General features: G+C 69.3%; 22 protein-coding genes and 2 tRNA genes. 11 read left to right on the plus strand and 13 right to left on the minus strand.

The features are described from left to right. Positions 1-9: 9 nt before the first annotated feature. Together ENSA5_RS36385 and ENSA5_RS39365 are read right to left on the minus strand one after the other, a co-directional pair. On the minus strand, positions 10-339 hold the full coding sequence (locus tag ENSA5_RS36385; protein WP_146156121.1) for a hypothetical protein: 330 nt from the start codon (positions 337-339) through the stop codon (positions 10-12). A 49-nt stretch (positions 340-388) separates the two neighbouring features. Next, complete coding sequence (locus tag ENSA5_RS39365) at positions 389-688, minus strand: hypothetical protein (protein WP_258183021.1); 300 nt, start codon at positions 686-688, stop codon at positions 389-391. A gap of 10 nt (positions 689-698) precedes the next feature. Between ENSA5_RS39365 and ENSA5_RS39370 the strand changes: the two genes are divergently transcribed. Both ENSA5_RS39370 and ENSA5_RS25785 read left to right on the plus strand, forming a co-directional pair. After that, positions 699-1,160, plus strand: a complete 462-nt coding sequence (locus ENSA5_RS39370; protein ID WP_258183022.1) for a hypothetical protein — start codon at positions 699-701, stop codon at positions 1,158-1,160. 52 nt (positions 1,161-1,212) lie between these two features. Then, positions 1,213-1,407 carry a helix-turn-helix domain-containing protein gene (locus tag ENSA5_RS25785; RefSeq protein WP_106394354.1) on the plus strand — a complete coding sequence of 65 codons (195 nt, stop codon included), beginning with the start codon at positions 1,213-1,215 and terminating at the stop codon, positions 1,405-1,407. Positions 1,408-1,726: 319 nt separating this feature from the next. Here the strand turns inward: ENSA5_RS25785 and lipA are convergent, their stop codons facing one another. Continuing rightward, a complete protein-coding gene (gene lipA / locus ENSA5_RS25790; RefSeq protein WP_106394355.1) occupies positions 1,727-2,698 on the minus strand; it encodes a lipoyl synthase in 972 nt (323 codons plus the stop codon). A 34-nt stretch (positions 2,699-2,732) separates the two neighbouring features. After that, positions 2,733-3,725, minus strand: a complete 993-nt coding sequence (locus ENSA5_RS25795; protein ID WP_106394356.1) for a DnaJ C-terminal domain-containing protein — start codon at positions 3,723-3,725, stop codon at positions 2,733-2,735. 198 nt (positions 3,726-3,923) lie between these two features. Between ENSA5_RS25795 and ENSA5_RS25800 the strand changes: the two genes are divergently transcribed. Beyond that, positions 3,924-6,797 (plus strand): TIGR03960 family B12-binding radical SAM protein, encoded by a 2,874-nt coding sequence (locus ENSA5_RS25800; protein ID WP_181198146.1) that lies wholly within the window; start codon positions 3,924-3,926, stop codon positions 6,795-6,797. Between the two features lie 341 nt (positions 6,798-7,138). Here ENSA5_RS25800 and ENSA5_RS38260 read toward each other — a convergent pair whose 3' ends face one another. Continuing rightward, positions 7,139-8,236 (minus strand): DUF4350 domain-containing protein, encoded by a 1,098-nt coding sequence (locus ENSA5_RS38260; RefSeq protein WP_181198147.1) that lies wholly within the window; start codon positions 8,234-8,236, stop codon positions 7,139-7,141. Positions 8,237-8,263: 27 nt separating this feature from the next. Further along, positions 8,264-10,321, minus strand: coding sequence for an enoyl-CoA hydratase-related protein (locus tag ENSA5_RS25810; protein ID WP_106394358.1), 2,058 nt, complete (start codon positions 10,319-10,321; stop codon positions 8,264-8,266). 137 nt (positions 10,322-10,458) lie between these two features. Between ENSA5_RS25810 and ENSA5_RS38265 the strand changes: the two genes are divergently transcribed. The 4 genes from ENSA5_RS38265 to ENSA5_RS25830 all read left to right on the plus strand — a co-directional run bounded on the left by ENSA5_RS38265 (position 10,459) and on the right by ENSA5_RS25830 (position 13,358). Continuing rightward, positions 10,459-10,938 (plus strand): hypothetical protein, encoded by a 480-nt coding sequence (locus tag ENSA5_RS38265; protein WP_181198148.1) that lies wholly within the window; start codon positions 10,459-10,461, stop codon positions 10,936-10,938. A gap of 488 nt (positions 10,939-11,426) precedes the next feature. Then, the gene (locus tag ENSA5_RS25820; protein ID WP_106394359.1) at positions 11,427-11,717 is read left to right on the plus strand and encodes a hypothetical protein; all 291 of its coding nucleotides are present in this window, start codon (positions 11,427-11,429) and stop codon (positions 11,715-11,717) included. A 143-nt stretch (positions 11,718-11,860) separates the two neighbouring features. Then, entirely contained in the window at positions 11,861-12,655 is a 795-nt protein-coding gene (gene rph, locus ENSA5_RS25825; RefSeq protein WP_106394360.1) for a ribonuclease PH, read from the plus strand. 4 nt (positions 12,656-12,659) lie between these two features. Next, positions 12,660-13,358 (plus strand): non-canonical purine NTP pyrophosphatase, encoded by a 699-nt coding sequence (locus ENSA5_RS25830; RefSeq protein WP_106394361.1) that lies wholly within the window; start codon positions 12,660-12,662, stop codon positions 13,356-13,358. 425 nt (positions 13,359-13,783) lie between these two features. Here ENSA5_RS25830 and ENSA5_RS25835 read toward each other — a convergent pair. From ENSA5_RS25835 to ENSA5_RS25850, 3 genes are all read right to left on the minus strand, one after another. Next, positions 13,784-13,857: transfer RNA gene (locus ENSA5_RS25835), tRNA-Arg, on the minus strand. A 19-nt stretch (positions 13,858-13,876) separates the two neighbouring features. Then, positions 13,877-13,950: transfer RNA gene (locus ENSA5_RS25840), tRNA-Pro, on the minus strand. Positions 13,951-14,369: 419 nt separating this feature from the next. Next, complete coding sequence (locus ENSA5_RS25850) at positions 14,370-15,035, minus strand: hypothetical protein (protein WP_106394363.1); 666 nt, start codon at positions 15,033-15,035, stop codon at positions 14,370-14,372. Positions 15,036-15,217: 182 nt separating this feature from the next. Between ENSA5_RS25850 and ENSA5_RS38270 the strand changes: the two genes are divergently transcribed. Then, entirely contained in the window at positions 15,218-16,123 is a 906-nt protein-coding gene (locus tag ENSA5_RS38270) for a hypothetical protein (protein WP_181198149.1), read from the plus strand. A 36-nt stretch (positions 16,124-16,159) separates the two neighbouring features. Here the strand turns inward: ENSA5_RS38270 and ENSA5_RS25865 are convergent, their stop codons facing one another. The 4 genes from ENSA5_RS25865 to ENSA5_RS25880 form a co-directional block, all read right to left on the minus strand. After that, entirely contained in the window at positions 16,160-17,125 is a 966-nt protein-coding gene (locus tag ENSA5_RS25865) for a hypothetical protein (RefSeq protein ID WP_146156122.1), read from the minus strand. A 201-nt stretch (positions 17,126-17,326) separates the two neighbouring features. Further along, a complete protein-coding gene (gene rlmN / locus ENSA5_RS25870; protein WP_258183023.1) occupies positions 17,327-18,442 on the minus strand; it encodes a dual-specificity RNA methyltransferase RlmN in 1,116 nt (371 codons plus the stop codon). 212 nt (positions 18,443-18,654) lie between these two features. After that, on the minus strand, positions 18,655-19,974 hold the full coding sequence (locus ENSA5_RS25875) for an OmpA family protein (RefSeq protein WP_146156123.1): 1,320 nt from the start codon (positions 19,972-19,974) through the stop codon (positions 18,655-18,657). A gap of 144 nt (positions 19,975-20,118) precedes the next feature. After that, positions 20,119-20,580 carry a hypothetical protein gene (locus tag ENSA5_RS25880; protein WP_146156124.1) on the minus strand — a complete coding sequence of 154 codons (462 nt, stop codon included), beginning with the start codon at positions 20,578-20,580 and terminating at the stop codon, positions 20,119-20,121. 136 nt (positions 20,581-20,716) lie between these two features. Between ENSA5_RS25880 and uvrA the strand changes: the two genes are divergently transcribed. The 3 genes from uvrA (at position 20,717) to ENSA5_RS25895 (ending at position 25,758) form a co-directional block, all read left to right on the plus strand. Further along, complete coding sequence (uvrA, locus tag ENSA5_RS25885; RefSeq protein ID WP_258183024.1) at positions 20,717-23,833, plus strand: excinuclease ABC subunit UvrA; 3,117 nt, start codon at positions 20,717-20,719, stop codon at positions 23,831-23,833. A 114-nt stretch (positions 23,834-23,947) separates the two neighbouring features. Continuing rightward, entirely contained in the window at positions 23,948-24,598 is a 651-nt protein-coding gene (locus ENSA5_RS25890; protein ID WP_106394369.1) for a flavin reductase family protein, read from the plus strand. Positions 24,599-24,825: 227 nt separating this feature from the next. Next, entirely contained in the window at positions 24,826-25,758 is a 933-nt protein-coding gene (locus tag ENSA5_RS25895) for a hydroxymethylglutaryl-CoA lyase (RefSeq protein ID WP_219906862.1), read from the plus strand. Positions 25,759-25,900: the final 142 nt, after the last annotated feature.

Below are 25,900 nucleotides of genomic sequence, written 5' to 3' on the forward strand. Positions count from 1 at the left end.
CCCGTTCGGTCAGTCCACATCGTTTTCCAGGCGGCCTTGAAAAAACAGGTAGCGCGCGTGACGGTTGGGATCCCAAGCCGAATCCCCAGCCTTGTTCTTTGGCTCGTACACGTAGAACTCCCGCAGCGAGAGGAGTTTGCGTCGTTCAATGATGAGGTTGAGGCCTTGACGCTCTCGCTCCATACCTAATTTCTTGGTCTTCTTTTCAGTCTTGATCGGATCGGTAGGGTCCATCCCATCAGGGTTGAGCTCTCGCTCATCATGAGCCTCGTATTGAAACGTTCGCCCGCCGGCGGGGTCATTGATGATAAAGCGGATCTGTTTCTTGCTGCAAGCCACCTTGGGTGTGGCCCTCGCCACAGCCGTGGGCGGGGGCATCATGTGGTACCTACGCCGTAGGCGAGGAGCGCCGACGATCAAGCCGAGCCGGCCACCGCGGATCGTCGACGATGAGGAGGAGGGCGAGACCGAGACCGAGGTCGACACCCGCGCCAAGGGGCACCTGTTTCAGGTCGGCAAGCTCCCGCCGGCGCTCGCGGCCGCCTTCGAGCAGCAGTTCGGTGACGCCTGGCCCCCGGACGACGAGACGATCGACAACCTCACGACCGAGGATCTGGTCATCGTCGGGGGTCGAGAGCGAGTCCGTGCCCGGGTTCGAGCGCTCGCGCTCCGAGCTGCTCACCGCCAAGGTCCGCAGCGTGCACAAGACGATGGTCCGCGCCCGCATCGTTGGCCCCGTCGAGTACGCCGAGCACCTCGGCTCTCATGCTGGGCATGGGTTCCGCGAGGGCGATCTGATCGAGATCCCACGAACCAGCGTCCTGGTCGCGGCGCGGAGCACCGCGCCCAAGCGGGAGGGCTTCAACTCGGAGGGCGAGGCGGCTGCGATCTTCGACTCGAGCCACGAGACCAAGCAGACCTACACGGTGCGGCCAGGGACCCCCTACGATCTGGTCTTGCCCTACCGGACGCCAGACATTGAATGGGTCGTCGATCGGCCCAGCGTGAAGATGCGCCGGATCGGATCCAAGGGGAACTACGAGCAGATCATGTTCAGCGAGGACAGCATGCGCGGCCCGATCACGGTTCGCGCGCTCGATAGCGATCCCGAGCATGGCCTGGTGTTCGTGGGGCGCTGGGAGTTTCACCTCGCGCCATGAGCTCGAGCCGCTCCGGGGCGATCGCGCAGACACCGGGCCAGGAGATCTTGCCATGTTCGAGTCCAAAGCCGAGTTCTCCGAGCTGCCCGAGTTCCTCGAGGCCACCGAGGTCGCGGCCTTGCTACGGGTGAACCGCAACACCGTGTACGAAGCGGTCCAGCGCGACGAGATCCCCGGCGTCGTCAGGATCGGACGCGTCCTGCGCTTTCGTCGCGACGCGATCATCGCCTGGATCCACGACGGCTAGGGCGCGATCCTCGACTGGACTGCAAGAAGCCGGCCCCGTGGATCTGCGGGGCCGGCTTCTTCGTGGTTGAGATCCGTGTGCTGCGGATGTGCTCCTGCTCTGCTGAGAGACCCGGGAACCGGGTGGGAGAGACAGGACGAAACAGGATCCCAAAAACTGTGTGAGATCAGCGGGTTAGGTGCCGAGTCCGCGACATCGTTGGGGTTGTCGTCGGCCCGCCGGAATTACTTGCAGTGGGCCCACCACAGCGGCGTTTTGGCTTCGCGCCCTCGACGAAAATTCCGGCGCGAGACGACACGATGGGTTGCACCACGGGCTCCTAGCGGAGGCCTTTCACGCTGGCGAAGCCGATCTGGCCGTAGGCGGCGAGCCCCTGCATGCGTCGGATCAGCTCGGCCTGGCCCTCGGCGTGGTAGGAGCTGCGCACGAGGGGGCCCGACTCGACGTGGGCGATGCCCTGGGCGCGGGCGAAGTCGGCCAGCTCGGCGAACTCGTCGGGGTGGACGTAGCGGCTGATCGGCAGGTGCTTCTTGCTCGGCTGCAGGTACTGGCCGAGGGTCAGGATCGTCAGCCCGAGGGCGCCGAGCTCGACGATGACCTCGCGGACCTCGTCGAGGGTCTCGCCGAGCCCGAGCATCAGCCCGGTCTTGGTCAGCGCCCGGCGTTCGCGGGCGTGGCGGAGCACGGCGTAGCTGCGATCGTAGCGGGCCTGAACCCGGACCTCGCGGCTGAGGCGAGGCACGGTCTCGAGGTTGTGGGCGAACACGTCGGGCCGGGCGTCGAGGACGGTGTCGACGTCGGCGAGCGCGCCCTTGAAGTCTGGGACCAGGACCTCGATCGTCATGGTCGGGGCGAGGCGGTGGCAGGCGGCGAGGGTCGCGGCCCAGATGCTGGCGCCGCCGTCGGCGAGATCGTCGCGGTCGACCGAGGTGATCACGGTGTGGTTGAGGTCGAGCTCGGCGAGGATCGTCGCGACCCGCTCGGGCTCGCCCTCGTCGACGGGCAGCGGGCGCCCGGTCGCGACGTCGCAGAAGCGACACGAGCGGGTGCAGATGTCGCCGAGGATCATGATCGTCAGCGCCCGGTTGTTCCAGCACTCGCCGATGTTGGGGCAGCCCGCGCTCTGGCAGACGGTGTGCAATTCGAGCTCGCGCACCCGCCGATGCAGGCTCGCGTAGGCCTCGCCCGCGGGCATCGGGACCTTGAGCCACGCGGGGTGCCGACGGCGCTTCGGGGCTGGGGCTGCCTCGGCCTCGGGTGCGCTAGGGACGATCGGCAGGTGCGTGGCCATGAGCGCTACTTATCACGGCCCGCCTGAATTCCGCTCACGCGAGGGCCTCTTCGCGGCGCAAGGTGGTCTCGCCCTGGAGGCGCTCGAGCGCCGCGAGCAGCTCCTCGTCGCCGGCCTCGGGCATGCGCACGTCGATCGTCACGAGCAGGTCGCCGCGGGCCTCGCCGCGGATCCGCACGCCCTTCTCGCGCAGGCGCAGGGTCTGACCGTTTTGGGTGCCGGCCGGGAGCTTCATGGTCACGGGCCCCCACGGGGTCGGGATGTCGATCGGTCCGCCGCGGTAGGCCTCGAGCGCGGTCACCGGCACCTTCAGGCGCAAGTTGGTGCCGTCACGCTCGAGGTTGCGCCCGGGCAGGACCCCCACGGTCAAGATGATGTCGCCGGGTGGGGTGCCCGGGCCGCCCTGCTCGCGCAGGCGCAGCTTGGCCCCGTCGCTGATGCCCTCGGGCACGCGGACGTCGAGGGTCCGTGGGGTTCCGCTGCGATCCTCGACCCGCAAAGGCACGACCACGCCGAGCAGCGAGTCCATGAGCGTGACCTGGATCTTGCCGTGGATGTCCTCGCCGCGGCGATGTTGGGGCCTTGCGCCGCGCCCGAACACGTCGCCGTCGATGCGCCCGCCGCCGAAGAGGCGTGAGAGCAGGTCGTCAAACGAGGTCTCGCGGGCGTCACCGAAGTCCGAGAAGGAGTAGCTCTGGTGGCCGCCGCCGCGGGCGCCGGGCCAGCCTCCGGCCCCGCCCGGGGCCCCTCCGAAGCCGCCCGCGCGGGCCCGCTGGTAGGCGCGGGCCCGGTCCGGATCGAAGCCCTGGGTCAGCGACATCTCGCCAAACTCGTCGTAGAGCTGGCGCTTGTCCTGATCTCCGAGGACCTCGTAGGCCTGCGAGACCTCCTTGAAGCGCTCTTCGGAGGCCTTGTCGCCGGGGTTCTTGTCAGGGTGATGCTTGCGCGTCAGGGCCCGGTAGGCCTTCTTGATCTCGTCTTGCGAGGCTGACCGCTCGACGCCCAGCGATTGGTAGAGGTCCTTCATTCGTAAGCTCAGCCGTCCGCGAGCATAAGGGCCGGACGTCGAGGCGCAACCCCTGGCCGCCGAACCCGCAGGTCGAGGCTCGGGTGAGTTTTGTGGATCCGCGTGCTAACAAGCGCGGCGATGGCCTCCTTTGTCACGACCGATCCGCAGAGCGCGGACGCGCTTGAGGCGCACCCTTACGCCGCTTTCCTCGCGCGCATGCAAAAGCCGGGTCGCTACCTCGGCGGCGAAGAGCAGGCGATCGTGAAGTCGGCCGACGACCCGAAGCTTCGCTGTCGCTTCGTGCTCGCGTTCCCCGATCTCTACGAGATCGGCATGAGCCACCTGGGCACCCGCATCATCTACGACCTCGTCAACCGCGCCGAGGATCTGTGCTGCGAGCGGGCGTTCTCGCCGTGGCGCGACATGGAGGCCGAGCTGCGCGAGCGCGAGCTGCCGCTGGTCTCGCTCGAGACCTACACCCCGCTGGCGCAGTTCGACGTCGTCGGGGTCTCGCTCCAATACGAGCTGAGCTACTCCAACGTGCTGCTCAACCTCGAGCTCGGCCAGATCCCGCTGCGCTCGAGCGCGCGCAGCGACGCCGATCCGATCGTCATCGCGGGCGGGCCGACGGCCACGCACCCCGAGCCGCTCGCGGACTTCATCGATCTGTTCTTGGTCGGCGAGGCCGAGGAGCTGCTGCCCGAGCTGCTGCGCCTGATCGGGCGGATGCGCGGCGAGGGCCGGCCTCGGCGCGAGATCCTGGCCGCGGCCGCGCAGCTGCCGGGGATCTACGTGCCCTGCTTCTACGAGGTCGCCGTCGAGCCGCGGACGCAGCTGCAGGTTGTCGTTGGGCTGTCGGAGGCCGGCCGGGCCGCGGGCGCGCCCGCGAGCGTCGAGCGCGTGTTTGTCCGCGATCTCGACGAGTTCAAGTTCCCCACGCGCTTCCCGATCCCCTACGCCGAGGCGATCTTCGATCGCGCGAGCGTCGAGATCACCCGGGGCTGCACCGAGGGCTGCCGCTTTTGCCAGGCCGGGATGATCTACCGCCCGGTCCGCGAGCGAAAGCCCGAGGACATCGTCGAGGCCGTGCTCGAGGGCACCGACCTCGCCGGCTTCAACGAGGCCAGCCTGACCGCGCTGAGCACCGCCGACGTCTCGTGCATCGACCCGCTGATCAAGGCCCTGGTCCCCGAGCTCGCCAAGCGCCGCGTGTCCCTCGGCATCGCCTCGCTCCGGGCCTACGGCCTCAACGAGAGCATGCTCGACGAGATCAAGAAGGTCGGGATCGACGGCCTGACCTTCGCGCCCGAGGCCGGGACCCAGCGGATGCGCGACGTGATCAACAAGAACGTCAGCGACGAGGACATCCTCGCCTCGGCCCGGCGGATCTTCGAGCGCGGCTACGAGCGGATGAAGATGTACTTCATCATGGGCTTGCCGACCGAGACCGACGAGGACGTCGTCGGCATCATCGAGACCGGTCGCAAGGTCCGCGAGGTCGCCCGCGAGCTCGAGCTCGAGCGCATCCCCCAGGTCACGGTCAGCGTCTCGCAGCACGTGCCCAAGCCCCACACGCCCTTTCAGTGGGCCGCGATGGACAGCATGGAGGACCTCGAGACCAAGGTCCGGCTGCTGCGCGACATGGCCAAGCGGGCCAAGCTCGGGATCAAGACCCACAACGTGCGCGAGAGCTGGCTCGAGTGCCTGTTCGCCCGCGGCGATCGGCGCCTCGGCGACGTGCTCGAGGCCGCCTACCACGCGGGCGCGCGCTTCGACGGCTGGAAGGAGTGCTTCTCGTTCGAGATCTGGCTCGACGCGCTCGAGGCCCACGGGATCCAGCCCGAGCACTACACCTCCACGCTGCCCGTCGGCGTCCCGCTGCCGTGGTCGCATCTCGACATGCAGCTCGAGCCGGGCTTTTTGGAGGGCGAGTACCGCAAGGCCCTCGCCAGCCGGGTCTCGCCGCCGTGCGGCAAGCCGGCCGGGGCCAAGGTCCACCACACCACGATCGACGCGGCCGAGGCCGAGCGCAAGCGCCTGGTCTGCTACGACTGCGGCGTGGCCTGCGATCTCGGCGACATGCGAGAGGAGCGGATCGTCGCGCTGCGCGGGCTCTCGCGCATGGCGGCCACGCGCGAGGCCGAGATCCTCGACGAGGAGGCCCGGGCCGAGCAGGCCGCGACGGTCGACCCCGCCGACCCCAGCTTGGTCCCGCTCGCGCGTCTGCGTGGACGGATGGCGACGAGCAACCTCGCCGACGACAGCGCGTTCAAGCACAACGCCGAGGCCCCGTTCAGCAAGGTCCGGCTGTTCTTCGCCAAGCGCGGGACCATCCGCTTCCTCAGCCAGCTCGACCTCGTCCGCATCATCCCGCGCATGTTCCGGCGCGCGGGGGTCGAGATGGGCTTCTCGCGCGGGTTCTCGCCCCAGCCGCGCATGAGCTTCGGGCCCGCGCTCGCGCTCGGCATGGGCGCCGACGAGGAGGTCCTCGACTGTGATCTGTTGCTCGAGCGCTCGGCCGAGGACATGGCTGGGCTGCTCGACGCCGCTGCGCGCCAGACGATCGCCGACGAGCTGCTCGAGCGCCTGCGCGAGGCCGCGCCGCCCGGCATGGAGCTGCTGGCCGCGCGGATCGTCGCGCCGGGCGAGAAGAAGCTCGGCGAGCTCGTCGCCGGGGCCGACTTCGCCGTCGAGCTCGCGCCCGAGCAGCTGCCCGGGCTCGGCGAGCGCGTGAGCGGCCTGCTCGCGGCCGGCGATCTCCAGGTCACGCGCGAGCAGCGAATCAAGAAGAAGCGTCGCGGCCGGCGGCGCGAGGTTGGGACCAAGACCGTGACGATCGATCTCGATCAGCGCCTGCTCTCGGCCGCCGTCGACTCCGAGCGGGGCCTGCTGCGCTTCCGCCTCCGAACCGACATCGAGGGCGCCAACGCCCGCCCGCGCGAGCTCGCGGCCCTGCTGCTCGGCCAGCCCGTCGAGGATCACCGCATGCGCCGCGAGCGACTCCTCGCGCGGCCCGAGCCCGAGTCCGAGCTCATCGGCCTCCGCGAGCTCGGCGTGGCCTGGCGCGCCGCCAACCGCCGCAACCTCTGAAGCGTCTCCAAGCCCCCCGCCCAGCGTGCAGGACGCCTGCGGGGGTCAAAAGAAACCAAGCCCCCTCCTAGGGGGCCACGCAAACCGGTGCGAAGCTCATGAGAGCCCACCGAGGGAGGGAGCGCAGCGACCGACCGACCTGCCGCGGAGCGGCAGTGCGTGGCAGAGTGCAGGACGCCTGCGGGGGTCAAAAGGAAACCAAGCCCCCTCCTAGGGGGCCACGCAAACCGGTGCGAAGCTCATGAGAGCCCACCGAGGGAGGGAGCGCAGCGACCGAGCGACCTGCCGCTTGCGGCAGTGCGTGGCAGAGTGCAGGACGCCTGGGGGGGTCAAAAAAAACCCTACTGGGGGTTCGCGCAGAAGGACTTGGGGCCGACCCACTCGATCATGTTGGCCCAGAAGTCCTCGACCTGCGGGATCATCTCCCACTCCGAGTCGAAGCTGATCCACTCGTCGGAGAACACGATCGCCGCGCCCTGCTCGACCTCGACCGCGGTCCCGAGTGAGGTGTTGGGCTCGCCCTGCGGGCGCACGAACACCATGCCGGGCCCCTGGACTTGCCAGCCGCCGTAGACTTGGACGGCTTCGGCGCCCTCGGCGATCGGGTGGTCCTGCCAGACCTCGGTTGGATCGATGTAGATCGGCATCGCGTAGCTGAGACCGCTGGCCGTGGCCAGGGAGTTCTGCTGGTTGATGTCGGTCTGGTCGTTGGCGAAGCCGGCCATGGTGATCAGCCCGTGGCCGGCCTCGATCCAGGTCTGGAGCAGGGCGGCCTCGTCCGGAGAGTAGCTGTGGGTCAGGCGGTCGACGATCAGGATGTCGAACTCGTCGAGCTCGGCCGCGGTCAGCTCATGGTTCGCCATGGTCCCGAAGCGCGTGGCCGTGGTGCCCTTGTCTTCGAGCCAGGCCTCGAAGTTTGCGGCCGGGTTCGCGCCCTTGTTGCCGATGATGCCGATCCGGTAGCAGTCGCAAAAGCCGTCCAGGCCGAGGTCGACGTTGTCGATGATGCCGTCGCAGTCCTCGTCGAGGCCGTCACAGGCGATCTCGCTGTCGAGGCACTGGTCGCCGTCGCCGTCGCCGTCGCCGTCGCCGTCTCCGTCGCCATCCCCGGTGTCGCCGTCGCCGTCCCCGGTGTCGCCGTCGCCATCCCCGGTGTCGCCGTCGCCATCCCCGGTGTCGCCGTCGCCGTCCCCGGTGTCGCCGTCGCCGTCCCCGGTGTCGCCGTCGCCGTCCCCGGTGTCGCCGTCGCCGTCCCCCGGGTCGCCGTCGCCGTCGCCCTCGGCCTCGGCCTCCGAGGCTTCGGCACCGTCGGCGGTCTCGCCAGCGGACTCGCTGGCGGCGGTCGAGCCGTCACCGTCGGCCTGTCCGCTGCCCCCGTCGTCGCCGCAGGCGAGGGTCGGGGTCAGCAGGCAGGCGAGCAGCAGTTGACAGCGTTTCATCGCGCCATTTTACGCGATGGCGGCGGGCTACCCGAGGGGGTTCTCGAATTTGGGCGGCTTGCCCCGGAGCATCGCTTTGACCCCGACCGCGGAGCTGCTCATGGTCAGACTGTCGGCGGCGCGCTGCTCCTCGATCGCCGAGCCCTCGGCGAAGGGCAGCGCGTTGATCTCGCTCACCGTGGTGGCGATGAGCTCGCGCAGCTCGGCGTCGAGCGGGACCCCGGCCTCGTTGCAGGGGTTGACGTCGCGGCTCACGGGGACCTCGGCGGGACCGTCGCGAAACGCGGGCCGCTCGGTCTCGCCGGCCGCGATCGCCGAGGCGAGGGCCATGCTCTCGCGGGGGAGATCGGGGATCGGGACGATCTTGGTCACGTAGCCCCAGTCCGCGGCCTCTTCGGCCTTGAACGAGTGGCCGGTCAGCAGCAGCTCGCTGATCCGGGCGTGGCTCTCGGGCTTGGACGCCCGGTGGATCTGGTGGCAGCCCCCGAGGCCGGGGAGCACCCCGACGGTCGGCTCGGGCTGACCGAGCACGGTCCCGGCCCCCGCGATCCGCGCGTGGCAGCACGAGGCGAATTCGTTGCTGCCGCCGAGGACCCGCCCGACCAGGGCCGCGACCGTGGGCTTCGAGCTGGTCTTGAACTTGAGGAGCGTGCGCTTCCAGCCCTGAATGAGCTCGAGCGCCCGATCGTGCTTGCCGAGCACCGGGACGAAGCAGCTGGGGTCGGCGCCGTGGCCGAACTCGCGGCACAGCCGGCCGTCGGGCGCGACGACCATGGCCGCGACCGCGTCGTCCGCCGCGAGCCGCTCGTAGGCCGCGTCGAGCTCGGCGATGAGCTGATGGTTGATCGTCCGGCGCTTGATCGAGATCAGGCCGACGTCGCCGTGGACGCTGGTCCCGACGTAGATCTCGCGCAGGTCGTCGTCGCTGAGTTTGGCGATCGGCGCGACCTGATCGGCCTTGGTGATCGACTGATCGCGGACGAAGGCCTCGACGATCTCGGTGCTGGCTGCGAGCCCGCGCTCGGCGATCATCGCCGGGGTCCCGACCCGGAACGCGAGGGCGTTCTCGCCCAGGAAGTTGAGGGCGTCGGCGCCGGCGACCTTGTGCTCGAGCATGTAGGCCGTGAGCGAAAACAGCATCCCGAGCATGCGCTGCTCGACCATCGCGACCTGGTCCGCGGGGCACTTTTGCCCGCGCTCGTAGGGCCACTTCTTGTGCGGGTCCTTGGTGTAGGGCGTCCAGGCGTCGGGGATCTCGTAGAGGGTCGAGTCGACCTCTTCACCGAGCAGCTGCATGCAGTGCGCCGACAGGTAGTTGGCCCCGGGGATCAGGTTGTGGACGAAGAAGGGCGAGGTCCCGAGCAAGCGGCGGCAGACGTCGTCGATCTGCGCGGGGGCGAGATCGGTCGTCGCGTGGATTCGGACCGCCTCGAGCATCATCCCGCAGAAGATGCGGTCGGCGGCGAAGGCCGGGACGTCGGCGGTCTCGAGCAGGTTCATGCCGAGCTTGCCGAGGAACTTGCGGATGACCTTCAGCGTGTCCTTGGACGTGGTGCAGCCCCGGGTCGGGACCTCCCACAGCTTGTTGGTCAGGTGGGGGAAGAAGGGGTGCATCACGCCGGAGCGCTCGGCCCCGGGCAGGCCCTCGAACAGGTGCTTGGTCGTGAGGCCCGAGGTCGCCGAGAACACGTAGGCTTCGGGGTCGCGGGCGCGGATGCTGCGGTAGAAGGGCTGCTTGATGTCGAGGCGCTCGGGGATGGCCTCGAACACGAAGCCGAGCGCGAGCTCGGCGGGGACGTCGGCGAGGGTGCCCTGGACGACCGTGATGTTGGCGAGGATCGCGTCGACTTGCTCGACCGTGAACCGGCCACCGAAGGCCTCGCGGAGCTTTTCCTTGACCCCGAGGACCTCGTCCGAGAGGTCGAGCGCCACGACCGGGACCCCGTGCTTGGCCAGGAGTCGCCCGAACTGACCGAGCTTGCCGAAGCCAACGTTGCCGCAGGCGCCCGCGACCAGCAGCGCCTTCACGGGCTCGCTGTCATCAGGCTGGAAGATCGCGCGGACGGAGGGATCGGTGATCGGCATGGCCGGGATGGTAGGGAAGGGGGCCGGGATTTTGACCGCCTGCGAAGGGCTTGCGGTTGAGCTTTTTCACGGCCTCGCGGTCGCCGGCTCGCGCATGGGTGTTCACACCACTGCCCGAGCCACATAGAGTCGACGCGATGTCGCACCCACGCACGCTCGTGTTCGCCCTGTTGATCGTGTCGATGCCTGCTTGCAAGGGAGCGGACTCGACCCCCGAGGCCGCGCAGACGGCTGGCAAGCAGGCCCCGGTCGCCGCCGAGCCCGCAGCGGCCGAGCCCGCGGAAGCTGGGGCGGCGACGAGCGCGGCCGTGGAGCCCGAGGCCGCAACGGAGACCGGGACCGAGACCGGCGAAGACCAGGCCCCGCTGCCCGAGTCCTTTGAGGAGGTCGGCGTCGACGTGTGCGACCAGTACGTGAAGGACTACGTCGCCTGCATCGAGGCCAAGGTCCCCGAAACCGAGCGCGAGGCTCAGCGCCGGGTGGTGTTCGACAACGTCGAGAGCTGGAAGCAGACCGCGGCGGGGGGCGCATCCGCGGCCAAGGGCCTTCAGACTGCTTGCCGGATCGCCCGTGAGCAGGCCAAGCGCGCGACGCAGGACTGGGGCTGCGAGTGGTGATCTCCCTGGCGCAACCCCGCGTTTGAGACTTCACACCTGCGAATTTTTCTTCGCGTGACATTTTTGTCCGAGCGTTCTGTGTGATGTGCGCGGTTGTTTTTGTTTGTTTCTGAGCAGACGAGTCACCTGGGGCGGGCGAATCGAGTTTTTCTCGCTCTTGGCACCTGCTGGCTGTTGTTAATGTTGGGTTTTATTTGTCTGAATCCGCCAAATCACTGTTGGAACGCTGTATTGCAGTGTTGAAATGTTAGTGTTTTGGAATTGCATTTTTTCAATGCATGAAAATTTCATCTCGCTCGATAAGGGACCTCGAGCTGGAGGGAAGCAGCTTGGGCCTGGCCACTGCACTCATGGACGGGGGCTGCGGTCGCCCGAGACACGTGGTAAGACTCCCAATCTCGGCGCACGCGCCGCATCGCCCCGCCCAGGGTCATACTCGACCGATTCTAGGGGCTCAACCGACTCGAACGACACGGAGAGACGCGAAGATGAAGTTCAACACCACCATCCTCGTCGCCGCCCTTACGGCTCTGACCTTCGCCGCCCCTGCCTGCGACAAGAAGGAAGAGGAGAAGGACGACAAGAAGGCCGATAAGGCTGACGAAAAGAAGGCTGACGACAAGCCCGAGACCAAGAAGGCCGACGAGCCCGCCGAGGCACCTGCCGAGGCACCTGCCGAGGCCAAGGCTCCGGCTGAGGGCGAGGCCGCTGCGCCGGCCGAGGGCGAGGCCGCTGCGCCCGCGCCCGCGGGTGAGGCTGCTCCCGCTCCCGCGGAGTAATCCTCCAACTCTCGACGAAAGGCCGGGGCCACGTGGCTCCGGCCTTTTTGTATTTGGTGCGCTGGGTGCCACGTTTGCGATCGAGCGCAGCGCCACGTGAAGCCTGGTACTTTCGTCATCGTTTGCTGGATCAACGAGGCGAAGTGCAAGAAGCGAGGCCACAGCGGATCGACCAACGAAGCCCGGCGCAGCTGCGGGGCCTGAGCCTAACCCCTGACTTCACCGCCGCCGCGCTCGGCTCGGTGTTGATCGCGACCGGCCGGACCCGAGTATTGTGCACGGCCTCGCTCGAGCCGAGGACGCCAAAGTGGCTCGCGCACGGCGGCTGGATCACGGCGGAGTACGCGATGCTACCGGGCGCGACCAGCCCTCGCGGTCGTCGTGAGGCGAGCGGACGGTCCAAGGAGATCCAGCGCTTGATCGGTCGCTCGCTGCGCGCGGGGGTCGACCTCGCAAAGCTCGTCGGGCCTGACGGGGGTCTCTCGATCGTCTGCGACTGCGACGTGATCGAGGCTGACGGCGGGACCCGGACCGCGGCGGTCACCGGGGCCTGGGTCGCGCTCGAGATCGCCTTGCGCAAGCTCGTGGCCAGCGATCGCCTCGCCACGCACCCGGGCCTGGGTCCGGTCGCGGCGGTGTCGGTTGGGATCGTGGCGCCCGGGGGGGCGGATGGGGCCGAGGCCGATCCCGTTGCGATGCTCGACCTGTGCTACGAGGAGGACAGCCGCGCCCATGTCGACCTCAACGTCGTCATGCGTGGTGGTCGGCCCGGAGCGCTGAGCCCGGATGGTCGGCCCGGGTTGGTCGAGGTCCAGGGCACGGGAGAGCGCGGCGACTTCAGCCGGGCCCAACTCGATCGCATGCTCGACCTGGCCGAGGCTGGCATCGTCGAGTTGATGGCCGCGCAGCAGGCGGCGCTGAACCAGGTGGGAGTGTGAGCTGATGTCCCCACGTCTCGTGATCGCCAGCAACAATCAGCACAAGGTCGCCGAGATCGCCGCGATGCTCGCTCGCGCCCGCTTCCCCGCGGTCCGCCAGCTCGAGGTTGTGAGCGCGGGCGCGCTGCCCGAGTACGGCACCCCGCCGGAGATCGACGAGAGCGACGTCACCTTTGTCGGCAACGCGATCCTCAAGGCAAACGGGATCGCCGGGTGGCTGCGCGATGCCGGGGCCCGGAGCCAAGATGTCGTCCTCGCCGACGACTCGGGCCTGTGCGTCGAAGCCTTCGATGACAAGCCGGGGGTCTACTCGGCCCGCTTCGCCGGCCCCAACGCGGACGACGAGGCCAACAACGCCAAGCTCGTCGCCGAGCTCGAGGCCCGCGGCCTCGACTCGTCCGCCGCCGAGTACGTCTGCGTGCTGGCCGTCCGCTGCGTCGGGACTCGCCCCTTCGACTTCACCTTGCCCGACGCAGGCGCGATCTTCATGTCCGACAATTGCCTGTGCGTCGAGGGCCGCTGCCGCGGCAACGTCCGCATCGAACGACGCGGCGACGGAGGCTTTGGCTACGATCCCCACTTCTGGGTCGACGGCGACACCCGAACCTTCGCCGAACTCAGCGCGAGCGAGAAGTCCCAACGCTCGCACCGCGGCGCCGGCATGCGCCGCCTGGTCCAAGAGCTACCCCTAGTCCTGGCCTGACCCCAAGCCCCCCGATCGACCTACCGCGCAGCGGCATGGCAAAGTGCGAAAGCGCCCGCGGGGGCAAAAAAAGCCCCCCTTCAGGGGGGCCACGCACCCAGGTCGAGAAGCACACACCAGCCCACCGAGGGAGCGGAGCGACCGAGCGACCGGCAGTGCGTGGCAAAGTGCGAAAGCGCCCGCGGGGGGCAAAAAAAGCCCCCCTTCAGGGGGGCCACGCACCCAGGTCGAGAAGCACATACCAGCCCACCGAGGGAGGGAGCGGAGCGACCGAGCGACCTGCCGCGCAGCGGCAGTGCGTGGCAAGGTGGAAGCTGACCGCGGGGGGCAAAGAAAACCCAGGGAGCGGAGCGACCGAGCGACCGGCCGCTTGCGGCCGTGCGTGGCACAGTGCGAAAGCGGCCGCGGGGGGCAAAGAAAACCTCTGCACCCACCAGGGCTCGAACCTGGGACTTTCGGCTTAGAAGGCCGATGCTCTATCCAGCTGAGCTATGGGTGCGCCCGAAGGGCAGAATGAGTCGGGGCGAAAGGATTCGAACCTTCGGCTTCCTGCTCCCAAAGCAGGCGCGCTACCAGACTGCGCCACGCCCCGAAACGACGCGCAGACTAGCCGAGGGGGGGGGCGAGGTCCAGCAATCGCGGCCTCGGCATCTGCCCGTCCCAATTCGGGACACTTTTGGGGTGCGGGCGCGCCCTGGCCGGGTCGAGGCGCCCGAGCTCGAGCCGCGCGAGGGCCTGGCGCGTGTCCGAGGTGGGGGGGCGGTCTCGCTCAGCGCCTCGCCGAGGGCCACGCGCGCGCCGTCGTCGTCCCCGCCGGCCGCGAGCACCTCGCCGAGGTCGTCGAGTATCAGGGCCCGGCGCGCGTCACCGGCGACGTGCTCGTCGAGCAGCGCGATGGCCTCGCGCATCTGCACCTCGACCTCGTCTCCGGTCGCGTACTCGAGCTGAGCGCGGGATCGGCTCCTGTCCCGAGCGAGGTTCGAACGACTTGTGGCGCCCCGGCCAGAGCGCTCAGGGCTTCGTGTCGAGGTCGAGGCGGCGCCGCTCGAGCTCACCGAGGCGAAAAGGGTCAGCGCTGCCGTCGACCTCCGGGAGCGCGTGGGGCACGAGCAGCTCACCCGCGAGTCCGCGCAGCGCGGGCCCATACTCGCGCATGCCTGCGCGAAAGGGGCTCGTCAGCACGCGCAGGCACAGGCCGAGGGTGGCCACGCTCGCGAGCGCGTAGGCGACGACGCCGGCGACGGCGAGCTCCGGCCACGCGATCAACCCACAGGTCGTCAGGAGGCCCGTGACCAGCAAGAGCGTCAGCGTCGTGCGCGTGAGCTCCATCGCAGACTCGGCCCAGCTCGACGCTCGCACGAAGCGGCCGTGAACCTCGGTCCCCCACGGTCGGTCGCGCAGTGTCACGATCATCGTGGGTGAGACGGCCGGAGACTCGCTGCTGTCGAGGGGCCGCGGGCGCGCGCGCAGGCGGACCTCGCGGGTCGAGAGCTTGACGGTCTCGAAGCCGGGGTCGCGGCCGCCACGGGACATGGGTTCGTCCTGCTCGTGAACCTCGGGGTGGGCGCGGAGCTGCTCGATCAGCTCGCACGGCTCGAGGGCTACGTTGAGCGCGAATTCGCGGGGAGCCGTCGGACGTCGGCCGAGGCCCGGGCGTGCGGGAGCGGAGCTCGTCATGGATCATCGATCATGCCACAGCGTCGAGCCTGGGGTCGCTGGCGCCGAGGGCCCCGCTCGAACGGTGTTGGCGCCCGTTCAAACGGCCTCGGTCAGTCCGGACGCGGTGTAAGAGCGCGGCGGTGGGCTCACGTTAGGCCCGCCAACTCGCCGCGCCCGCGGCGTCCCCCGAGGTCCGTCCCATGCACAGGCTCGTCAATTTCGGTCTCCTCCTGCTCCCCGCCCTCGCCCTGACCGCCGGCTGCGCGAAAGACAGCGACTCGGCCTCGCCACCCGAGAGCGCGCTCGGGACCAGCTTCGGCGCCAAACACAAACAGCATCGATCGCGCGAGGGTCGTCGCCCGGCTCCGGCCGTCGCGTCCGAGGCCGAGGCCGCGCCCGCGCCCCGCGGAGAAGGGGCATGGGATGGCGCGGACTTCGAGGCGGACGACGCGATCGCGGCCGAAGACAGCCGCCCGGGCCTGGGAACCGCCTACGGAGAGAGCCGCCGGTCGAGCGTCGAGACCGTGGGCTTCCGCCGCGCCGACCCCTCGACTCCCGACGTGGTGTTCAGCGTCCGCTACGACGATGTTGGTGGGGTCCGGGCGGCGGCGCGGATCAAGCGAACCCGGGCCTTCTCCGACGACGCGGTCCAGAGTCACGCCGGGCTCTCGTTCGCGCTGCTCGACTCGCGCGGCGATGTCTTGCCGGCGGCCTCGGTCGGCTCCGAGCTGTGGGCGGTCGGCGAGCCCGACGGCCGCTACAGCCTCGCGGTCGCCAACGACACCGGCAGCGCGTTCGAGGTCGTGGCCTCGGTCGACGGCCTCGACATCATCGACGGGCGCCCGGCGAGCTTCTCCAACCGCGGCTACATCATTGATCCCTTCAGCTCGGTGGTCATCGACGGCTGGCGCACGAGCGAGGACACGGTCGCGGCCTTCCGCTTCTCGAGCATCGAAGATAGCTACGCCGAGCGCATGGGCGAGGGCCGCAACGTCGGCGTGATCGGGGCCGCGTTCTTCCGCGAGGCCCCGCGGGCGTGGGAAGAGTGGCGCGCGCCCGAGGAGACCTGGCGCCGCGATCGCGCCGATCCCTTCCCGGGCCGGTGACAGGGCAGGGGGGCGGGGCCGGCTACGGCCCCGCGATCAAAATTGTACCCGCCAGGTCAGGGCGACTTCGCTGCCGCGATCGCTACCGGCTCGGACCTCGTCGACCGTCAGCATGATCGTGCCGGACAGCAGCGCCGCGCCGCCGATCGCCAAGGTCGCGATGCCGGCGGTCTTGGTGATGTAGACCTGCGGGCACGCGTCGGTGTCTGTGGGGTCGACGCCGTTGGGGCAGGTCCCGTCGATCGCCCACAACGCGGCGCCCGTGCCGACCGCGGCCGCACCGGCCGTCATGAGCACGACCTCGGCCCAGCGCGGCATGATGCGCTTGGGCTTCTTGGGCGGCAGCTCTGGCGGTGGCTCCGGCGCGATCCCAAACTCGATCGGGGCGACGAGGCCCTCGCCGATCTCGACGCTGGTCTGGACATCGGGTTGGCTGCGATCGTTGGCCTCGATCCAGACCCGATAGGTGCCGGGCACGAGCCCGTCGGTCTGCGGCTGGGTCGGGCGCTCGTTGATGTACACGCGACAGGGGATCCGGCACTCGACCTCGATCGTGCCGGACGCCTGCTTGGCGAGGGCGCCCGCGCGCTCCTTGTGCAGCGCCGTGAGCCCCGGACCGAATTGCTTGGTCGGCAGCGGATCGCCCCGGGAGGTTCGGATCGCGTCGTCCATCGCCTCGCGGGCCGCCTCGGCCTCTTCGGTCGCGAGCAGCGAGCGCGCGAGGGTGAGCTGAGCCATGGTCCGCAGATCTTGACCCTCGGGATCTTTGGCGAGCGTGGGCCCGAAGCCCTGCAACAAGTGCAGCGCGTCGCGGAGCTGAACGGAGCCGCGGCCGGGATCTTCGTTGGCCATGCGCTGCGCCGTTCGAACGCGCTCGAGCGCTTCGTCGTATTCGCGCGTGTGTTGATCCACGTCGCTGACCTCGGGCGCGGGAGGCTCGGCTGCGTCCTCTGCCGGGGGCGAGAACGAGAGCAGAGCCAAAAGTAGCGAGGCGGGCGTCATCGCGGCGACAAGTTAGCATTGAAGTGCACACCTGCGGGGAACCGACCTGCGATTGGCTTGGGCGGGGCACCCGGCCGCGCGGTCGGGGCCTACAGGCACTGCGCATGTTGCAAGTGCCACTTGGATCCGCAGGATCACGTCGTGCACATCGTCGGAGTCGCGGAACGCTTGCACAGTCCCGCTTGGAACTGGCAGCTGTGGTCAGGCGTCTGCGGCGAGTTGGCCGCACGCGGCCTGGATGTCGTCTCCACGCGGCGTCCGGAGCCAGCACTGGACCCCCGCCCCGCGCAGGACTTCGACGAAGGCGCCGACCCGGCGGTCGCTCGGCCGTCGGAACGGCGCGTGGGGATGGGGGTTGAAGGGGATGACGTTGACGTGACAGCGAAACTCGCGGAGCAAGGCCACGAGCCGACGGGCGTCAGCGTCGGTGTCGTTGACGTCGCTGAGCAGGACGTACTCGAAGGTCACGCGGCGTCGGCGTGAAGTCGGGACCTCGCGGACGGCCGCGAGCAGCGTCGAGATGTTCCAGCGTCGGTTGATCGGCATGACCTGGTCGCGGACGGCGTCGGTCGTGGCGTTGAGGCTGACGGCGAGCCCGACCTCGAGGCCGAGACCTTCGCGAGCGAAGCGCTCGATCGCGGGGACCAGGCCGGAGGTCGAGACGGTGATCCGGCGGCCGGCGATCGCGTCGCCCGCGTCGTCGGTGAGGATGTCGATCGAGCGCCGGACCTGGTTGAAGTTGTGGAGGGGCTCGCCCATGCCCATGTAGACCACGTTGGTGACGCGCGGGATCCAGCGCGCGCCCTCGCTGCGGGCGTCGGCGGTGAGCAGCTCACGGGCGCGCGCGACCTGATCGACGATCTCCCAGGTGTCGAGGTTGCGGGTGAACCCGAGGCTCGCGGTCGCGCAGAACCGGCAGTCGAGGGCGCAGCCGACCTGCGAGCTGATGCACTGGGTGAAGCCGCGCTCATCGTTGGGGATCAAGACCGACTCGATGGCCTCGCCGTCGGCGGTTCGAAGCCGCAGCTTGCGGGTGCCGTCGGCGGCACGCTGGACGGTGTCGACGCCGAGGCGCTCGACGCTCGCCCGCTCGCCCAGGGCCGCGCGCTCGGCCTTGGGGAGGTTGGTCATGGCCTCGAATTCGTCCACGCGCCGGGCGTGGAGCCACGCGAACACCTGGTCGGCGCGAAAGCGCGGCGCGCCGAATTCCCGGGTCAGCCAGTCCCCGAGCTCGGCACGGGTCATGCCGCGGAGGTTCGGCGTCGTCGAGCGCGGGACGCCGCGCCGCGGTCGACGGATCTGCCAGGTCTCGCCCATCGTCGGAGCTACTACCACACCCCAAAGCGACGCACTGGCCGCTCCCTTGCTCGGTCCCTCCGCGCGCTGCGCGTCCCACGGAGCAAGAAGCGAAGGTTCGAGCACATGACCCGAGCTCACTCTTGGGGTGGCAGCGCCGCAGCCGGCCGCGGGGGTCCAAGGAAACCAGCCCACCGAGCGACCGGCCCTAGCAGCCCGCGCTTGATTCAGGGCTAGTGCGTGAGGATCTTGACCTCGATGCGGCGGTTCTCGGCCCGGCCTGCCTTGGTGTCGTTGGTGTCGATCGGCTCGTTGGGGCCGGCGCCGCGGGTCTCGATCCGGCCGCCGTCGATGTCGTTGTCGATCAGGTACTGCTTGACGGCCTCGGCGCGCCGCTGCGAGAGGTCGACGTTGTGCTCGTAGCCGCCGTTCGAGTCGGTGTGACCGCTGATCTCAATCCGAACCTGCGGGTACTGCTGCAGGACCTCGACCGCGCGATCGAGGATCGGCTTCGACTCCTTCTTGATCTTGTCTTTGTCGGAGTCGAAGTTGATGCCCTCGAGGATCCCGGCGAGGTCGGCGAACTCTGACGGGACGATGTCGGGGCAGCCGTCGTCGTCGTCAAAGCCGTTCTTGGTCTCGGGCTCGGTCGGGCACTTGTCTTCGTCGTCGGGGATCTCGTCCTGGTCCGCGTCGGGCGGGCAGCCGCTCGGCGCGGGGCCGGGCTCGCGCGGGCACTGATCGTCGCGGTCGGGGATCCCGTCGCCGTCGCGATCGCGCAGGGGCTTCTCGCTCTTGCGGTTGAGAGTGACCGAGAGCCCGAGCAAGATCTCGGGGCTGTGGGTCACGCCCTCGCCAACGCCGATCCGGTTGGTCAGGTTGTCGCGGACGTCGAGGCGCAGCATCAGCCAATAATTGATGAAGAATTTGAGCCCACCGCCGAAGTGGACGCCGATGTCGGCCTCGCTGCCGACAGCCGAGCGCGGGCTCGCGACGCCCATCGCCCCGGCGCCCGCGACGATGAAGGGCGTGAGCCGCCACAGCCCGATCTGGCCGACGAGGTGTCCGCGCCCGGCCCAGATCAGCGGCTTGCCGCTCTCGTCGCGCAGCGACGCGGGCATGACCCCACCCTCGACCTCGACGCCGAAGTGACGGAGGGGATAGAAGCCGAGGCGCAGGCCGAGGTCCGGGGCCACGTGGCCGTACAGCTTCCGGCCTTGATCGGGGAGGCCGAGCTCGGCCTCGAACAGCTCGAGCTGCGAGGACGGGAACAGCACGCCGCCCCACACGCCGAGCTCGAGCATCATCGGCTCCGGCGCGTGGCGGTCGATCCATCGCTCGGCCCTGGGCTCGCGGCCTTCGCCCTCAGCCGAAGCTTCACCCGACGCGCCGTCGTCGGTCGAGGCGGACGCGCTGAGCGAGGCGCCGCCGCTGTCCGGCTCACCGGCCTCGGCGAGCGCCGGGGTCATCAGCGCGAGCCCGGCGGTCAAGGTCAGGTACGCGCGGCGAAGAGTCGGAGCACGAGACAGCGGGGCAGGGGAGTGATCGGTCACGGGCGCGAACTCGCTTGTCGGTGGCGCCAGCAAGATGGCGCCGTCGGCCTGTGATTATAGGTGTCGCGCCGCCGCGGCGTGGCTCGACCCACGATCCTTGTCCAACGCTCGGGCTACCCCACCAAAACTTCGTCTCCAGTAGAGTCACCCGGTGCTGTCGAGGGCTTCGAGCAGCTGCTGGTGGCGGGGGCCGAGGCACAGCGGGGGATCGCGATCGAGGAGGGCGTCGATGCTCTCGTGATCGATCTTGTCGGGGTCGGGCTCGAACTCCGCGGCCTCGAGCTGGAGCTCGAGCGCTCGGCGGGCGAGGCCTTCGCCCTGGACGCCTCGGCCGAGCTCGTGGACCAGGCGAGCCTTGTGGGCCAGGAGGCGCGCGTACGCGCGGATCCGCGAGGGGGGACGGAGGATGAGCGCGGCCGTGCGGGAGTCGACGACCGTGATGTGCGAGTGCTCGAAGACATCCTCGAGCAGGCTGTCGGTCTGCTCGTCGAGCTCGACGAGCTGCTCTGGATCCCCGGCGTCGAGCAGGGCCGCGGCGATCTTGCGGACCGCCTCGCCGACTTGGTCGACCTGAACCATGAGCCAGTCGTGGCGGTCCGTCATCATCAGGGCACGCTACTCCCGCGGCGGCCATGTCTGACGTGGCGCGCGCGCGGCAGGCTGCGCTCCTGACGCACGCCCTCCTCGACACCCCCACCCAGCGATTTGCACTGAACGAAGACTCAGTTAGAGTTCCGGCTCCATGCCCTCGGATCAGGCAGATCGAAGCCTCTCGAGCTCCCGCCCGCGAAGTTCGGCGTCGGCGACGAAGAAGAAGTCGGCGACCAAGAAGAAGTCGGCCACGAAGAAGAAGACGGCCACGAAGAAGAAGACGGCGACGAAGAAGAAGTCGGCGACCAACAAGAAGAAGTCGGCGACCAACAAGAAGAAGTCGGCGACCAAGAAGAAGACGGCGACCAACAAGAAGAAGACGGCCGGGCGCGCGGGTGCTCGCCGAACCCAGGCCAGCGAGCCCGACTGGATCGAGGTCCGGGGCGCGGCCGAGCACAACCTCAAGATCGAGCAGCTGCGCGTGCCCAAGCGCGAGCTGATCGTGTTCACCGGGGTCAGCGGCTCGGGCAAGTCGAGCCTCGCCTTCGACACGCTCTACGCCGAGGGCCAGCGGCGCTACATCGAGTCGCTGTCGTCCTACGCGCGGCAGTTCCTCGGCCAGCTCGAGCGGCCCAAGGTCGAGCACCTCACGGGGCTCTCGCCGACCATTGCGATCGAGCAAAAGGCCGCGTCGTCGAACCCGCGCTCGACCGTCGGCACGATCACGGAGATCTACGACTACCTCCGGGTCCTCTACGCCCGCGTCGGCACTCAGTACTGCCACCAGTGCGGCAACCCGGTCGCCTCGCAGAGCGCCGAGCAGATCGTCGGCGAGCTGCTCGCGCTGCCCGAGGGCAGCAAGGCGGTGCTCCTGGCCCCGCTCGTCGTCCACCGCAAGGGCGAGTTCCGCGAGCTGTTCGAGGAGCTGCGCGGGCGCGGGTTCGTGCGCGTGCGCGTCGACGGTGAGCTCCACCGGCTCGAGCAGCCGCCCAAGCTCGACAAGAAGTACAAGCACTCGATCGAGCTCGTCGTCGACCGCATCAAGGTCCGCAAGCAGGATCGCCTCCGGATCACCGAGAGCGTCGAGCTGGCCCTGCGCGAGGGCAAGGGCGAGCTCCAGGTCGAGGCCGAGCTGGCCGAGACCGGCGAACAGCCGGCCCAGACCCGGAGCATGGCCTTCTCGCAGGAGCGCTCGTGCTGCGGCCAGGCGTTCCCGGAGCTCAGCCCCCAGAGCTTCTCGTTCAACTCGCCGCTCGGGATGTGCCCCGACTGCAACGGCCTCGGCACGCGCATGGAGGTCGACCCCGAGCTCGTCATCTCCGATCCGAAGCTGTCGATCCGCGAGGGCGCGATCATCCCGTGGTCGAGCGCGGCCGACCGCGAGTCCGGCTGGACCTGGCGGATCATCGACGCCGTCGCCAAGACCTACGCCATCGACCTCGACAAGCCCTGGGCCAAGCTCGGCAAGCGCAAGCGCGCGCTGGTCCTCTACGGGTCCCAGGGCAAGCGGATCCGCGTCAAGTGGGGCAACGCCGACGAGGGCGGCAGCCACGGTGAGTGGGGCATGCGCTTCGAGGGCGTGGTCAACAGCCTCGAGCGGCGCTACAGCCAGACCAGCTCGGAGTCGGCGCGCGAGCACTACCGCAAGTACTTCCGCGAGGCCGAGTGCGACAGCTGCGGGGCCAAGCGCCTCCGGCCCGAGAGCCTCGCGGTCCGGATCCGCGGGCGCAACATCGCCGAGCTCACGGCCCAGACCGTGGCCGACGCCCAGGCCTGGGTCGACCAGCTCGAGCTCAGCGGGGCCCAGAAGATCATCGCCGAGGGCGCCCTGCGCGAGATCGTCGGGCGGCTCGGCTTCCTGCTCAACGTCGGTCTCGACTACCTGACCCTCGATCGCTCGGGTCCGACCCTGTCGGGCGGCGAGGCCCAGCGCATTCGCCTCGCCAGCCAGCTCGGGTCCGAGCTCTCGGGCGTGATGTACGTGCTCGACGAGCCCAGCATCGGCCTCCACCAGCGCGACAACCAGCGCCTGATCGCCACGCTCCAGCGCCTGCGCGATCTCGGCAACACGGTCCTCGTCGTCGAGCACGACGAAGACACGATCCGCGCCGCCGATCACGTCGTCGACTTCGGTCCGGGCGCCGGGCACCTCGGCGGCGAGGTCGTCTACTCGGGCACCGCCGCCGGGATCGAGCGCTGCGCAGACAGCCTCACCGGCCAGTACCTCGTCGGCAACAAGCGCATCGAGGTGCCCGCCGAGCGCCGTGAACCACGCGGCGAGATCTGGGTCCGCGGCGCGGCCGAGCACAACCTCGCCAACATCGACGTCAGCTTCCCGCTCGGGGTCCTGTGCGCGGTCACCGGGGTCAGCGGCGCGGGCAAGAGCTCGCTCGTCAACGGCATCTTGCTCCCGGCCCTGAGCCGCAAGCTGCACAACTCCAGCGGCCGCGTCGGGGACCACCGCCAGATCACCGGGCTCGACGCCCTCGACAAGGTCATTGCGATCGATCAACGGCCGATCGGCCGGACCCCGCGGTCCAACCCGGGCACCTACACCAAGGCCTTCGACGAGATCCGCTCGATCTTCGCCAAGCTGCCCGAGTCGCGCACGCGCGGGTGGAAGGCCGGGCGCTTCTCGTTCAACGTCAAGGGCGGCCGCTGCGAGGCGTGCTCGGGCGACGGCGTCGTCAAGGTCGAGATGCACTTCCTGGCCGACGTCTACGTGCCCTGCGAGGTCTGCAGCGGCCGGCGCTACAACCAGCAGACCCTCGCGGTCCGCTACCGCGGCCACAGCATCACCGACGTGCTCGCCCTGAGCATCGACGAGTGCGCCGAGCTGTTCACCAACCACCGCAAGCTCTCGCGGATCCTGACCACGCTCCAGGACGTCGGCCTCGGCTACATGAAGATCGGCCAGACCGCGCCGACGATGTCCGGCGGCGAGGCCCAGCGCGTCAAGCTCTCGCGCGAGCTCGGCAAGGTCCAGACCGGGCGCACGCTCTACGTCCTCGACGAGCCGACCACGGGCCTGCACTTCGACGACATCGCGCGCTTGCTCGGGGTCCTCCAGCGCCTCGTCGACGCCGGCAACACCGTCGTCGTGATCGAGCACAACCTCGACGTCATCAAGTGCGCCGACTGGATCATCGATCTCGGCCCCGAAGGCGGCGCGGGCGGGGGCCGGTTGGTCGTCGAGGGCACCCCCGAGCACGTCGCCAAGGTCAAGAAGTCCTACACGGGCCAGTACCTGCGGCCCTTGCTCGGCTAGCTTGAACCCCCGCAGCCGTCACGATGCATCGCCCTACTGTGGTGAGGCGGTGAGGTACCCGCGCGGCCACTACGATGATTTCCCCCGGCGAACGCGGGGAGTATACGTTGGCTCGTGACTCACGAGCTCCCGGCCGCCGATCTCTCTGCGCGCGACAGCTACCGCCTGATGACCGACCTCGTGACCCCGCGCCCGATCGCGTGGGTCTCGACGGTCGACGGCGAGGGGCGTCGCAACCTCGCGCCGTTTTCGTACTACCAGGGGGTCTGCTCGGACCCGCCGACGATCGTGCTCGGCGTTGGCTGGCTCGCCGACGGACGACCCAAGCACACCCTGGCCAACGTGCTCGAGACCGGCGAGCTGACGATCAACCACGTCAGCGAGGGGGTCCAGGATGCGATGAACGCGAGCTCGGCTGCCTACGCGCGCGAGGTCAGCGAGTGGGACGCGTGCGGGATCGAGGCGGCGCCAGCCGTGGCGGTCACGCCCGCCCGGGTCGCGGCTGCGCGCGGCGGCTTCGAATGTCGGCTGACCCACGCGATCCCCCTGGGTGAGACGCGCCACGGGACGCCCTCGTCAACCCTGATCATCGCGGAGGTCGTCCACGTGTGGCTCGCGGATGGCCTGCTCGAGCGGGACGAGCGCGGGCGCTTGCTGGCGATCGATCCCGCCAAGCTCGGCGCTGTCGGACGGCTCGGGGGCCTGAGCTACACGACGACGGCGGGTCACTTCGAGCTGCCTCGTCCAACCACGCCATCCAAGTGATTCCTCGCACTGCGGTGCGACGAGCGACACGGCGCTCACGGCGTTTCGAAACGTTCGCCGACATTCGCTGTACACTCAAGAAGGACCACGTGAGCGAGACCCAGGCACAGACCCAGACACGAGCGGCGCCCGACGCCGAGGGCATGAGCGAGGCGCGGGGCCCGGCGCCTGCGTCGGGACCTGACCCGGCGGCGGCGGCGGCGGGCGACGACGCCTGGTTCGCCCACATGTTCGACGCGCTGCCGGCGACAGCCGAGATCTACGAGGTCGGCCCCCGCGACGGGCTCCAAAACGAGAAGGTCGTGCTCCCGGTCGAGACCAAGCTCGCGATGATCGAGAGCCTCGTCGACGCCGGGATCCGCCGGATCGAGATCACCAGCTTCGTCAATCCCCGCTGGATCCCCGCGCTCGCCGACCACATGGAGGTCGCAACCCGACTCCGGCGGCGCGAGGGCGTGCGCTACAGCGCGCTGGTCCCCAACATGCGCGGGCTCGACTCGGCCACGCGCGCGGGCATGGACGAGATCGCCATCTTCATGGCGGCGTCCGAGAGCCACAACCGCAAGAACATCAACAAGAGCACACACAAGGCGCTCGAGACCTACGCCGAGGTCGTGCGTGAGGCCAGGGATCGGGGGATGGCCGTGCGCGGCTACGTCTCGTGCGTCTACGGCTGCCCCTACGAGGGGCACGTGCCCTACGAGAACGTCGAGTACGTCTCGAAGGCGCTCGTGGACCTCGGCGTCTACGAGCTCAGCCTCGGCGACACGATCGGCGTCGGGACGCCGCGGCAGGTCGCCGAGACCCTCCGTGGGCTGCTGCGGGCGGGGCTGCGCTACGAGGAGCTCGCGGTTCACTTTCACGACACGCGGGGGACCGCGCTGGCCAACATCACGGTGGCCCTGCAGCTCGGCATCCGCACGATCGACAGCTCACTCGGGGGTCTCGGCGGCTGCCCCTACGCGCCGGGGGCCTCGGGCAACGTCGCGACCGAGGACGTCGTCTACATGCTCGACGGCATGGGCGTCGACTCGGGGGTTGCGTTGGATCGGCTGCCTTCGATCTCCGTGGAGATCGGCGCGAAGCTCGGGCACGAGCTGCCGAGCAAGTACCTCAAGGCCCACGTCGGCGCTTGCGCGAAGCAAGGAATGGCGATTTAGACCGGGGCGGCTGTTTTTGCCCCCCGCAGGCGTTGTGCAGGTCGGTCGCTGCGCTCCCTCCCTCGGTGGGCTGGTGTGAGCGACGCGGTGGGATGCGTGGCGCCCAAAGGGGGCTCGGGTTGGTTGCGGGGGTGTTTTGGGG

Origin of the sequence: Enhygromyxa salina (assembly GCF_002994615.1) — a bacterium.
Lineage (GTDB): Bacteria > Myxococcota_A > Polyangia > Nannocystales > Nannocystaceae > Plesiocystis > Plesiocystis salina_A.